General features: G+C 71.8%; 13 protein-coding genes. 2 read left to right on the forward strand and 11 right to left on the reverse strand.

Translation table 11 applies throughout. The annotated features are described in order from the left end of the window. Positions 1-67 precede the first annotated feature (67 nt). The gene (locus BLQ67_RS03990; RefSeq protein ID WP_092502652.1) at positions 68-532 is read right to left on the reverse strand and encodes a PTS sugar transporter subunit IIA; all 465 of its coding nucleotides are present in this window, start codon (positions 530-532) and stop codon (positions 68-70) included. Positions 533-650: 118 nt separating this feature from the next. Between BLQ67_RS03990 and BLQ67_RS03995 the strand changes: the two genes are divergently transcribed. Together BLQ67_RS03995 and BLQ67_RS04000 are read left to right on the forward strand one after the other, a co-directional pair. After that, the gene (locus BLQ67_RS03995; RefSeq protein WP_092502654.1) at positions 651-929 is read left to right on the forward strand and encodes a PTS sugar transporter subunit IIB; all 279 of its coding nucleotides are present in this window, start codon (positions 651-653) and stop codon (positions 927-929) included. A gap of 62 nt (positions 930-991) precedes the next feature. Further along, positions 992-2,446 (forward strand): PTS galactitol transporter subunit IIC, encoded by a 1,455-nt coding sequence (locus BLQ67_RS04000; protein WP_092502656.1) that lies wholly within the window; start codon positions 992-994, stop codon positions 2,444-2,446. Between the two features lie 239 nt (positions 2,447-2,685). Here BLQ67_RS04000 and BLQ67_RS04005 read toward each other — a convergent pair whose 3' ends face one another. The 10 genes from BLQ67_RS04005 to BLQ67_RS04050 form a co-directional block, all read right to left on the reverse strand. Next, positions 2,686-3,972: a dihydrolipoamide acetyltransferase family protein gene (locus BLQ67_RS04005; RefSeq protein ID WP_269457112.1), complete on the reverse strand. Its 1,287-nt coding sequence runs from the start codon at positions 3,970-3,972 to the stop codon at positions 2,686-2,688. A 22-nt stretch (positions 3,973-3,994) separates the two neighbouring features. Further along, the gene (locus BLQ67_RS04010; RefSeq protein WP_231945155.1) at positions 3,995-5,056 is read right to left on the reverse strand and encodes an alpha-ketoacid dehydrogenase subunit beta; all 1,062 of its coding nucleotides are present in this window, start codon (positions 5,054-5,056) and stop codon (positions 3,995-3,997) included. After that, positions 5,053-6,042, reverse strand: a complete 990-nt coding sequence (locus tag BLQ67_RS04015) for a thiamine pyrophosphate-dependent dehydrogenase E1 component subunit alpha (protein WP_092502660.1) — start codon at positions 6,040-6,042, stop codon at positions 5,053-5,055. The genes BLQ67_RS04010 and BLQ67_RS04015 overlap by 4 nt, the downstream gene beginning before the upstream one ends. Beyond that, positions 6,042-7,385, reverse strand: a complete 1,344-nt coding sequence (locus BLQ67_RS04020) for an NAD(P)H-dependent oxidoreductase (protein WP_092502662.1) — start codon at positions 7,383-7,385, stop codon at positions 6,042-6,044. The genes BLQ67_RS04015 and BLQ67_RS04020 overlap by 1 nt, the downstream gene beginning before the upstream one ends. A 176-nt stretch (positions 7,386-7,561) precedes the next feature. Then, on the reverse strand, positions 7,562-7,948 hold the full coding sequence (locus BLQ67_RS04025; RefSeq protein ID WP_092502664.1) for a transcriptional regulator GutM: 387 nt from the start codon (positions 7,946-7,948) through the stop codon (positions 7,562-7,564). Positions 7,949-7,950: 2 nt separating this feature from the next. Next, entirely contained in the window at positions 7,951-8,325 is a 375-nt protein-coding gene (locus tag BLQ67_RS04030; protein ID WP_092506767.1) for a PTS glucitol/sorbitol transporter subunit IIA, read from the reverse strand. A gap of 56 nt (positions 8,326-8,381) precedes the next feature. Then, positions 8,382-9,437, reverse strand: a complete 1,056-nt coding sequence (gene srlE / locus BLQ67_RS04035) for a PTS glucitol/sorbitol transporter subunit IIB (RefSeq protein WP_092502666.1) — start codon at positions 9,435-9,437, stop codon at positions 8,382-8,384. Positions 9,438-9,439: 2 nt separating this feature from the next. Continuing rightward, positions 9,440-10,036 (reverse strand): PTS glucitol/sorbitol transporter subunit IIC, encoded by a 597-nt coding sequence (srlA, locus tag BLQ67_RS04040; RefSeq protein WP_092506768.1) that lies wholly within the window; start codon positions 10,034-10,036, stop codon positions 9,440-9,442. A gap of 266 nt (positions 10,037-10,302) precedes the next feature. After that, positions 10,303-11,514 (reverse strand): 2-C-methyl-D-erythritol 4-phosphate cytidylyltransferase, encoded by a 1,212-nt coding sequence (gene ispD, locus BLQ67_RS04045; protein WP_231945156.1) that lies wholly within the window; start codon positions 11,512-11,514, stop codon positions 10,303-10,305. Between the two features lie 95 nt (positions 11,515-11,609). Continuing rightward, positions 11,610-12,092, reverse strand: a complete 483-nt coding sequence (locus BLQ67_RS04050) for a CarD family transcriptional regulator (RefSeq protein WP_092502670.1) — start codon at positions 12,090-12,092, stop codon at positions 11,610-11,612. Between the last annotated feature and the right edge of the window lie 74 nt (positions 12,093-12,166).

Consider the following 12,166-nt stretch of genomic DNA (forward strand, 5'->3'; position numbering starts at 1 on the left):
GGTCACCGGTAGGCGAGTCGAGGCGCGCGCAGGAGCGGGTATGGGTTGCGACTAGCGGCACGTGACGTCAGCCGGCGAGGAGCCCGTCGAACGACGCCGCGAGCTCGGCGGGCGTGCGCGCGGCGCGCAGCGACGCGTCCCAGCCGTCGCGCTGCACCATGTCGACGAGCGACGCGAGCACCTCGACCTGCGCGTGCGCCTCGGTGACGAGCAGCACGATCACGACGTCGAGGTCGACGTGGTCGTCGGCCGTGCCCATGACGCCGAACGACACGGGTCGCGCGAGCGTCGCGACCGCGAAGCCCGCCTCGAGCACGTGGCTGGGATCCGCATGCGGGATCGCGACGGGCACGAGCGTCGGCAGCCCGGTCGGATGCGCGCGCTCGCGCGTGACGAGCGCCTCGCCGAACGACGGCGCCGCATGTCCGGCGCGGATCGCGAGGTCGGCGATCTGGCGCAGCACGCCCACGGCATCCGCGGCGACGACGCCCACCATGCAGGCATCGGGCAGGGCTCGCATCGTGTCGGTCATCGCTCGCTCCTCGCAGTCGTAGCCCCATCCTGCGGCACGGATGTGCGCGCCGCACGCACATCCGCCAGATCCGGTGGGAGGATCGTGAGCACCTCGTCCGAATGCGAAGGAGCACCGCATGAGCAAGCGCATCCTCGTCGTCTGCGGCACCGGCGTCGCCACCTCGACCGTCGTCGTGCAGAAGGTCCGCGCGTTCGTCGAGGCCGAGGGCATCGACGCCACCATCTCGCAGGGCGCCGTCGCCGACCTCGTCTCAGGCGGCACGAACGCCGACGTCATCGTCGCCACCACCCAGGTGCCCGCCACGGTGCAGGTGCCCGTCGTGCAGGGTCTGCCCTTCCTCACCGGCGTCGGCACCGACGCCGCCCTCGCGCAGCTGCGCACCCACCTCGCCTAGCCGGGGCGCGCCGTCGCACCCGCGGCGGCCAGATCGGTCACCGTAGGAGCAAAGGAGCTCTCATGGACTGGTTCACCGACACGCTCGCCGCCGTGAGCGGCTACCTCTCGGCGCTCGGCGCCTCGATCACGCTGCCGTTCCTCATCGCCATCTTCGGCCTCATCCTCGGGCAGAAGGTGCCGCAGGCCATCCGCGCCGGCCTGCTCATCGGCGTCGGCTTCATCGGCATCAACCTCGTCATCGGCCTCATGGGCACGCAGGTCGGGCCCGCCGCGACCGGCATCGCGCAGGGCCTCGGCGTGAACCTCACGACGATCGACGTCGGCTGGCCGTCGTCGGCCGCCATCGCGTTCGGCTCGACCGTCGGCGCCATCATCATCCCGCTCGGGCTGCTCGTGAACATCGTGCTGCTCGCCACCGGCATGACCCGCACCTTCAACATCGACCTCTGGAACTTCTGGCACACCGCCCTCGTCGGCGCGCTCGTCGCCGCCGTCACCGAGTCGTTCTGGCTCGGCATCGCCGCCGCCGCCGTGCACATGACGGTCGTGCTCGCGCTCGCCGACCTCTCCGCGCCGTGGATCCAGAAGTACTTCGGGTTCCCCGACATCTCGTTCCCGCACGGCACCGCCGCGCCCTACATCGCCTTCGCGGTGCCGCTCAACTGGGTCTTCGACCGCATCCCCGGCTTCAACCGCCTGCACGCCGACCCCGCGACGATCCAGAAGCGCTTCGGCGTCTTCGGCGAGGCGATGATCCTCGGCTTCGTGCTCGGCCTGCTGCTGGGCATCCTCGGCTTCGGCTTCGACGACCCGCGCGCCGACTCCATCGCCATCCTCACCCTCGCGGTGTCGCTCGCCGCCGTCATGGTGCTGCTGCCGCGCATGGTGTCGCTGCTCATGGAAGGCCTCATCCCGATCTCGGAGTCGGCGAAGGCGTTCGTCGAGCGCCGCTTCCCGGGCCGCAAGTTCTACATCGGCCTCGACGCCGCCATCGCGGTCGGCCAGCCCGCCGTGCTCGCGACGTCGCTCGTGCTCGTGCCCGTCACGGTGATCGTCGCCGTCGCGCTCGCGCCGCTCGGCAACACGGTGCTGCCGCTCGTCGACCTCGCGACCATCCCGTTCATCGTGGCGATCATGGTGCCGCTGTTCCGCGGCAACATCGTGCGCTCGGTCATCGGTGGCGCGATCGTGATCGGCATCGGCCTCTTCATCGCCACGGCGACGGCCGGCTCGTTCACGCGCATCGCGCAGGATGCCGGCTTCGAGCTGCCCGACGGCGCGACGCGCATCTCGTCGCTCGTCGACGGCGCCAACCCGCTCACCGGCCTCTTCTTCGGCGCCTCGTCGCTCGGCGGCTGGACCATCGCCGTGCTCGCGGTGCTCGCGCTCGGCTTCGCGTTCTGGGTCTCGCGCGTGGAGAAGCGCCGGGATGCGGTGCGTGCGCAGGAGGCGGCGGAGGCGGAGGCTGCCGCGGCTGCTGCCGAGGCCGACCGGCAGCGGCCGGCGGAGGCGTAGCTCAGGGTCGCGCGCTCCCCCACCAGCTGGTCGAGGAGCGCGCGAGCCCGAAGGGCGAGCACGCGTCACGAGACCACGCGACCGCGGCTCCTGCCCGGCCATGCGCATGGTCGCGTCGAGCGGGCACGTCGCGTGGTCTCGTGACGCGTGCTCGCTGCGCTCGCGCGCTCCTCGATCAGCTGGAGCAGAGACGACGAAGGGCTCACCGCCGACGCGGTGAGCCCTGGTCGTGCAGGCGGCTACGCCAGCAGCGCCGGGTTCGCCGCGAGCTCGCGCATGCGCTGCAGCACGCGCGCCGCATCCGCGCCGTCGGCGACGCGGTGGTCGAGCGTGAGCCCGACCGTGCACTGCAGGCGCGGCCCGAAGGATCCGTCGGCCGCGACGAGCAGGCGCTGCGCGATCGAGCCGGTCGACAGCGCCGACGAGTGCGGCGGCGTGATGAGCGCGTTGAACCGCTCGATGCCGAAGCCGCCGAGGTTCGACAGCACGGTCGTGCCGCCCTGCAGGCGGTCGGCGGACAGCGTGCCCGCGCGCGTCTGCTCGACGGTCTCGGCGATCGACGCCTTGAGCTCGGCGAGCGGCGTGCGGTGCGCGTCGACGAACACGGGCGCGATGAGGCCCGAGGGTCCGTCGACCGCGAGCGCGATGCCCACGTGCGGGTTCGCGACGGGCCCGTCGTCGGTCCACGTCTGGTTCACGGGCGCCGACTCGGCGAGCGCCTGCGCCTGCATGCGCATGAGGATCGCCGTCCAGCTCGCGCCGCCGAGATCCGTCCTGCGCACGGCGTCGAGCCGCGTGAGGTCGAGGTCGACGTAGGCCGTGAACTGCGGCACGAGCGCCGACTGGTCCATGACCTTCGCGACCGCCATGCGCGTGCGCCGACGCCGCGTCGCGGCCGGGTCGCTGGGCGCCTTCGGCCTCGACGTCGACGGCGCGGGGGCAGGGGTCGCGGCCGGCACCGGCGCGGATCCGCCGGCAGGTGGTGCAGCCGGTGCCGGCGCGACGATGGGCTGCGGCGACGCTGTCGCGAACGCCGCCGCAGGCTGGCTCGACGACGCCTCGACGTCGCCGACGGTGATGGCGCCCCACGGGCCCGTGCCCTGCACGGCCGCGAGATCGACGCCGCGCTCGCCCGCGAGCGTGCGGGCGGCGGGCACGGCGGCGGGCCAGTCGGATGCGCCGGTCGACGGCGCAGCGCTCGTGGCGGTCGCGCCGGGCGCGGCCTCCTCGGGCACGGCATCCGCCACGGGCTCCCCGGCGCCCGGCGCAGCGGGCGCGTCGAACAGGCCGCCGAGCAGGTCGTCGGAGTCCGACGTGATGTACGCGATGGGCTCCCCGACGGGGATGACGTCGTCGGGCTCGGCGACGATGCGCGCGAGCACGCCGTCGTACGGGCTCTCGACCTCCATGTCGACCTTGTCGGTCGTCACCTCGGCGATGGGCTCGCCGTTCTTCACGGGGTCGCCCGGCTGCTTGAGCCAGGCGACCATGACGCCCTCCTCCATGGTCATGGACATCTTGGGCATCGTCAGCGCGAGCTCGGGCACGTCACCACTCCTTCACGAGCGCGGTCGCGGCGGCGACGATGTCGTCGACCTGCGGCACGACGGCCTTCTCGAGCTGCGGCGCGTACGGGATCGGCACGTCGAGGCCCGACAGGCGGCGGATGGGTGCGCGCAGGTGCACGAACGCCTCCGACTCCGCGATGATCGCCGACACCTCGCTCATGAAGCCGCCGGTCTGCACGGCCTCCTGCACGAGCAGCACGCGGCCCGTCTTCACGACCTCCGCGAGGATCGTCGCGGAGTCGAGCGGCGTGAGCGTGACGGGGTCGACGACGGTCGCCTGGATGCCCTGGGCTGCGAGCAGCTCGGCGGCCTCGAGCGAGCGCTGCACCTCGACGCCCGTCGCGACGATCGTGAGGTCGGCGCCCGTGCGACGCACGGCGGCCCTCCCGATCGGCGTGCGCACGCCGCCCGTGCGCACCTCGAACGTCTGCTTGTAGAGCAGCTTGTGCTCGAGGATCATCACGGGGTTCGGGTCGTCGAGCGCCGCGAGCAGCAGCCCCTTCGCGTCGTCGCCCGACGCGGGCATGACGACCTTGAGGCCGGGGATGTGCGCGAACCACGCCTCGAGCGACTGCGAGTGCTGCGCCGCCGCACCGGTGCCGGAGCCGCCGGGTGCGCGGATGACGAGCGGCACGTTGGCCTCGCCGCCGAGCATGAAGTGGATCTTCGCCGCCTGGTTGGCGATCTGGTCCATCGCCTGCGCCGTGAAGTCCGAGAACTGGATCTCGACGATGGGCTTCATGCCCGTCATCGCGGCGCCGACGCCGAGGCCGACGATGCCGAGCTCCGAGATCGTCGTGTCGCGGATGCGGTCGGTGCCGAGGTCGTCGACGAGCGTGCCCGTGACGCCGAACGCGCCGCCGTAGCGGCCCACGTCCTCGCCCATGAGGAACACCGACGGGTCGGCCTCGATCGCGATGCGCAGGGCGTCGCGGATGGCCTCGGCGTACGTCATCTCGACGGTCTCGGTGCCCGGGCGGGCGCCGAGGCCCGTCGGGTGCTCGAGGCCCTCGTGGATGCTCCGCTGCTCCTGCATGGTCATCGGGCTGCTCCCGTCGTCGGTGCGAACACGGCGTCGAGGAGTCCCTCGGGGGTGGCGTCGGGCGCGGCGGCGGCGCGCTGCACGGCACCGCGCAGCTCGTCGCGCACCTCGTCGCGCACGGTCTGCACGTCGGCCTCCGTGAGCGTGCCCGCCTCGAGCACGGCCTTCTCGAAGCGCGCGATCGGGTCGTTCGACTCGCGCCACGACTCGATCTCGTCGCGCGTGCGGTAGAGGTTCTTGTCGCTCTTCGAGTGGCCGCGCCAGCGGTACGTCTCGGCGACGATGAACGTGGGGCCCTCGCCGGCGCGAGCGCGTGCCACGGCGGTCTCGACGGCGTCGTGCACGGCCTGCACGTCGTTGCCGTCGACCGTGACGCCGGGGATGCCGTAGCCGTTCGCGCGGTCGGAGAGCTGCTCGAGCGGGAACGCCTTCGCCGACGACATCGACATGCCGTAGAGGTTGTTCTCGCAGAGGAACACGACCGGCAGCTTCCACATGGCCGCGAGCACGACGCCCTCGTGCCATGCGCCCTCGCCCATCGCGCCGTCGCCGTGGAAGCAGACGGCGACCTGGTCGGTGCCGCGCATCTGCGCCGAGAGGCCGGCGCCCGCCGCGATCGGCACGCCGCCCGCGACGATGCCGTTCGCGCCGAGGTTGTTCGTGGCGGCGTCGGCGATGTGCATCGAGCCGCCGCGACCGCGGCAGTAGCCCGTGTCCTTCGCGAGCAGCTCGGCCATCATGCGCTCGAGGTCGGCGCCCTTGGCGATGCAGTGGCCGTGGCCGCGGTGCGTCGACGTGATGTAGTCGTCGCGCCGCAGCGCCATGCACGCGCCCGTCGGCACGGCCTCCTGGCCGATCGACAGGTGCATGGTGCCGTGCATCATGCCGCGCCCGTAGAGGTCCTCGACGGCCTCCTCGAAGCGGCGGATGCGCCAGAGCGTGCCGAGGGCCTCGATCGCGGCGGATCGGTCGGTGACGATCTGCATCAGCGGGCACCCGCCGTCACGAGCGCGCCGAGGTCGATGGGGGCGTCGCCGCCGTCGAGCACGCCCGCGGCGAGCAGCACATCCTGCAGCTTGCGCAGCAGCACGATCGTGCGCGTCTCGTCGAGCGTGACGTCGTCGTACGTGATGGCGGTGCCCTTGGCGACGTCGCGCACGAGCGTCGCTGCGCTCGCGAGGCCGATGGGCAGCTCGCGGTTCTGGCGCGCCTCGGCGGCCGGCACGGCGTCGCCGTAGACGTGCTCGCCGCCGATGCCGTCGATGCGCTCCCCCGCGACGAGGTCGCGCTTCGCCATCGCCGACACGTCGGCCTTCCACGCGCGCGGCGCGAGCGACGGCTGGCCGTCGATCATGACCTCGCCGATCGACAGCACGGCCTCGACGGATGCGAGGTGGTACGGCCGGTAGAACGAGAAGTAGGGCCCGTCGCCCATCTTCAGGTACGAGAGCTCCTCGTGCACGACGGGGTGCGTGGCCTTGCCGATGACGAAGACGCCGGGGGCGACGTCGCCCGTGGCGTAGTCGACGACGCCGGAGGCCTCGAGGATGCCGCCGTCCTCGACGGGCTTGAACACGTCCTGCAGCGTCTTCACCGACGCCTCGGGGCCGTGCATCGAGCGGCGCGTGAGCTCGAGGCCCGTCGCGTTGGCGAGGTCGGCCATCTCGATCATGGTCTTCGTGCCATCGACGAACGAGCACAGCATGCGGGGGTTCATGCCCTTCTGCTGCGCCTCCTCGGCGAGGCTCGTCGGGGTCGCGTCCTGGCGCAGGGGGTTGTTCTTGCCCTTGCCCGCCATGACGACCTCGAGGCCGATGTCCTCGACGAACTCGACGAGCTTGAGGCACTCGACGGGCTCGTCGCCGCGGCACACGGTGTAGATCGCACCGGTCTGCTTCGCGACGGCCTGCAGCAGGAGGCCCACGGTGACGTCGGCCTCGACGGTCATGAGCGCGACGTGCTTGCCGGCGAGCAGCGAGGCGAGGGCGATCTTCGCGGCGACCTCGGGCACGCCCGAGACCTCGATGACCATGTCGACGGGCAGCTTCGTGAGGGCGAGGCCGTCGTCGAGGACGACGTGGCCGCCCGCCTCGATCGCCGTGACGAGCTCGGCGTGGCTGCCGCGGATCACGTCGTCGATGCCGGCCTTGCGCAGCGCCGACTCGGCGCGCTCGATGGCGACGTCGGCGACGGCGACGACGTCGACGCCCTGCTGGCGGGCGATCTGGGCGATGAAGCCCGTGCCCATCTGCCCTGCGCCGACGAGTCCGACGCGGACGGGGCGGCCGAGGCGCTGCTCGCGCTCGGTGAGCCGTGCGGTGTATCCCATGGTGTCGACCTTCCTCGGTCTTCGTTCCGCGTCATGCACATTCGTGCATATTGACGCGCACATTGTTGCTCTCACGATAGCAGGCTGTCGCCAGCCCGCAGGTGGATGGGTGCCGTCGCGACGGCGACGATCCCCGGAATGGCACGGCCCCGTCGCGAACGCGACGGGGCCGTGGCTCAGCGCTTCTTGCGCATCGAGCGGTACTGCGCGATGGCCGACTCCACGGCATCGCCCAGGCGCTTGTCGCCCGCACGCTCGCGCGCGTTCGACACGGATCCGAGCAGCTCGGGGCGAGGGCGGAAGCGCGCGAACACCGTCGCTCCCACCATCGCCTCAGCCGCCTCGATGCGCGACGAGGCCGAGTCGACGACGAGGTACACGACGGCGCCGCGCAGCCACCCCTTCCCGCGGCCCGAGACCAGGTACGACCCTCGCGCCCCCTGGTGCTCGGCGGTGAGGCGCCGAGCGACCCGCTGGGAGTAGACGTGCTGGTAGATGCTCAGCAGGGCGCCGAGCACGAGCGCGGCTCCCAGCACGACTGCGAAGCGGCCGTCGAGCTCCATCGTCAGCCCCGACGCTCGAGGGCGATGCGGTCGCCAGCCGCGACCGCACCGATCTGCCCGTCGACGAACACCGCGCCAGGCAGGAGCGCCTGGTCGTCGGCAGGGTCGCAGTAGAGGACGATGTGGCCGAGCTCGCGCAGGTTCGAGCCGGCGAGGTCGCCCGCCGCCCGCACCGTGAGCTCGGTGGCGCCGAGCACGACGACGTCGCCAGGCTGCGGGGCGAGGCCCTCGTCGGCGGCGCCGCCCTGGTGGACGATGCTCACCTCCGCGAGCGCATCCGGGCACGGCTCCCCGAAGAGGATGACCACCCCCGCATCGATCATGTCCTGGGCGTCCGCCCCGATCCTCGTCACCGTCGCCTCGTAGAGCGTCGTCATCGTGCTCGACATCCTTCCGTCCTTCTCTCAGTCTCGTCGTTGTTCGCGGGCGCGCGCTAGACCAGCAGGAAGCTGACGACGTACGCCAGCAGCACGGCCAATGGCGAGGTGACGAGCCTCGAGAACAGCACCGCCGGCACGCCGATCGACACCGTCTCGGGCTTCGCCTCGCCGAGCGCGAGACCCACGGGCACGAAGTCGCAGCCGACCTGGCCGTTGATCGCGAACAGCGCGGGCAGCGCGTACGCGACCGGCAGCGCGCCGACGCCGATCTGCGTGCCCATGAGCACGCCGACCACCTGCGCGATCGCGGCACCGGGGCCGAGGATGGGCGACAGGAACGGCAGACCCGTGATGACGCCGAGCAGGATGAGGCCGCCCGGGTTCGACGCGAGGGGCGTGACGCCCTGCGCGATGAGGTCCGACAGCCCCGTGTAGGTGACGAAGCCGATGAGCAGGCTCACGTACGCCATGAACGGGATGATCGTCTGCAGCACGAGCGTCAGCGCCTGACGGCCCGACGACAGCAGCGTGTTGATGATGCCGCCGATGACGCCGCCGAACGACGTCGCGATGCGCGAGAAGACGCCGATGAAGCCGCCCTGCTGGTTCGCGTTCGCCTGGGCCTTCGCCGCCGCGATGCGGTCGGCGCCGACGCGGCTCGCCTTGGGGTCGGCCGACATGTCGAGCGCGTTGGTCGCCTGCGCCGGTGCAGCCGACGCCGCGACGTCGGCGCCCTCGCCGGCGAGCACGACCTGCTCGACGCCGACCGCCGACACGAAGACGTCGGGGGTGATGAACTGCGCGAGCGGGCCCGAGGGCTCGCCGGGGTAGACGTCGACCGTCAGCAGGCGCTTCTTGGGGTAGACGCCGATGCGGGCGGTGCCGCCGCAGTTGATGACCACGGCTGCGACGCGGTCGTCGGCCACCGAGTTGGTGAAGCCGTCGACCGCCTCGGCACCCGTGAGCTCGGCGATGCGGGCTGCCACGGGGTGGATGCCGCCGCCGGTCACGGACAGGATGACGTTCTTCTCGCCCTCGGGCGACACGGTGAGGCCGGGACCCCAGCCACCGTTGCCCGCGCTGACGCGGACGCTCTGGAAGTCGCTCATGATCAGGCCGCCTTCTTGGCCAAGCGAGCCGCACGTGCCTCGGCGAACTCGCGGTCGTAGCCGTCGAACACCTCGGTGAGGCCCTGACGACGGATGAGGAAGCGGGTGATCGCCTCGGTGATGAAGCCGCGGAAGAAGATCACGACGATGCCCGTGAGGAAGTACAGGATCGCGAGGACCGGGTACTTCTCGGGCGCCGCCTGCAGCACGCCGGCCGAGACGCCGGCCCAGACGAACAGCTCGCCGCCGTTCGCGTGCGGGAAGAACGTCGTGACGGGGTGCACGAACGAGACGGCCGAGTCGTAGAAGGCGGGCTTCTGCCGCTCGGGCAGGTAGACGCCGAACGAGTAGCACATCGGGTTCGTCAGCAGGATGACCGCGAGCACGGGCATGAGCGTGTAGCGCGTGATCGCGAAGCGCGACGAGAACTGCACGGCGCGCGTCATGCGGGCCTCGCCGACCCAGGTCGTGACGGCGTAGAGCAGCGTGAGCAGCACGATGAGGGTGGGGAGGATGCCCGTGACGAGGCCGACGAAGGCCTGCCCGGACGCGTTGAACAGTCCGATGAAGTGCGTGGCGCACCACGTCAGCACCTGCATCACGGGGTTGTCGCTAGCCGGCACCGGCGGCGCATCTGCTGCCGCGAGGTGACCGAGGGACGCTGCTTGGAGCATCGGCCCGCCTTTCCGCCGACGCGTCGTCGCGTCGGAGACCAGGTCGTCGAGGGAGTCGACGACACGCCATTGTGTGGGGTGTTCATGCACATCCGTGCAGACGATGCTTCACGAACGTGCTGCGCATGTCTACCACGACCGGACGGCGACGACAACACCGGCGCGCAGGACACGCCGCGAGGCGACCCCCGTCAGGCGCCGTGCGGCCCTGCGGGCTGCGACGTCGCGGCGCGCACGAGCGCCGTGGCGATCGCCGCGACCCCCTCGCCGCGGCCCGTGAAGCCCAGCGCATCCGACGTCGTGCCCGCGACGCTCACCGACGCGCCCAGCACGGCGGAGAGGTGCGCCTCCACCTCGCGCCGCCTGCTCGAGATGCGCGGCCGCTCCCCCACGACCTGCACCGACACGTTCACGAGCTCGTAGCCGTGCTCGTGCACGAGCTGCAGCGTCTCGGCGAGGAACACGTCGCCGCGCGCGCCCTCGAGGCGCGGATCCGACGTGCCGAAGACCTCGCCGACGTCGCCGAGGCGCACGGCCGAGAGCATGGCGTCGCAGATGGCGTGCGCCACGACGTCGCCGTCGGAGTGCCCGGCGAGGCCCGCCTCGCCCGGCCACAGCAGACCGCCGAGCCACAGCTCGGCGTCGGGGTGGAAGGCGTGCACGTCGGTGCCGGTGCCGACGCGGATCGTCGAGGCGGGGTCGCGCTGCAGCATCTCCTCGGTGCGGCGCAGCTCCCACGTCGTCGTGATCTTCGAGGCGAGCTGGTCGCCGGCGATGACGCGCACGGGCATGCCGAGGTCGCTCACGAGCGCGGCGTCGTCGGTGTGGTCCTCGGTCGCGCGCGCGTGCCCCTCCTCGAGCCATGCGCGCGGGAAGCCCTGCGGCGTCTGCACGGCCGTGAGCTGCGAGCGGTCGAGCGTCTCGGCGACGCGGTCGTCGGGCCCGAGCCGCTTGATGGTGTCCGACACCGCGAGGCCCGTGATGACGCCCTCGCCCGTGCGCTCGACCTCGGCCGCGACCGAGTCGAAGATGACGGCGGGCGTGAGCGGCCGAGCGGCATCGTGCACGAGCACGGTCGCGATGCTCGGCGCCAGGTGGGCGAGCGCGATGCGCACCGACGCCTGGCGCGAGGCGCCACCGACGACGATCGTCGCGTGCTCGGCATCGAGGCCCGGCACGCCGCGCAGCAGCTCGCGCGCGATGGCCTCGTGGCTCGGCGGCACGGCCAGCACGATCTGCGGGTGCGCACGCATGCCCGCGAGCGACTCGAGCGCGTGCGCGAGGATGGGCCGCCCCGCGAGGTGCACGAACGCCTTGGGCTCGCCGCGGCCGAGGCGCAGGCCCTCGCCGGCTGCGAGCAGGATGACCGCGACGGTGGGCGCGGGCGCGGTCGAGTCGGTCACGCGCTCGACCCTACGCGTCGCGCCGCGCATGCATGCGCAAGGCATGCACGCGCGGCGCGCACGTGGTTGGATGCGGGACGCGCCCGCAGCCGCGATCAGCTCGCGAGCACCTCGTCGAGGACGTTGCTCGCAGCCTCCTCGTCGGTCTTCTCGGCGAGCGCGAGCTCGGAGACGAGGATCTGCCGCGCCTTCGCGAGCATGCGCTTCTCGCCGGCCGAGAGGCCGCGGTCCTGGTCGCGACGCCACAGGTCGCGCACGACCTCGCTCACCTTGATGACGTCGCCGGAGGCGAGCTTCTCGAGGTTCGCCTTGTAGCGGCGGCTCCAGTTCGTGGGCTCCTCGGTGAAGGGTGCCTTGAGCACCTCGAACACCTTGTCGAGGCCCTCCTTGCCGATGACGTCACGAACGCCCACCAGCCCGACGTTGTCGGCAGGGACCTCGATCGTGAGGTCACCCTGCGTCACGTTGAGCTTGAGGTAGACCTTCTCCTCACCCTTCACCTTCCGCTTCTTCACCTCGGTGATGGTGGCCGCACCGTGATGCGGATAGACGACGGTCTCGCCGACCTCGAAGTTCATAGGAATAGGCTCCTCGATTGCACAGACTCTTGATTCTACCACCGCGCGCTGGCATGATCCCCGGCCTCCTCGGC

The organism is Agrococcus jejuensis, from assembly GCF_900099705.1.
Taxonomy (GTDB): Bacteria; Actinomycetota; Actinomycetes; order Actinomycetales; family Microbacteriaceae; genus Agrococcus; species Agrococcus jejuensis.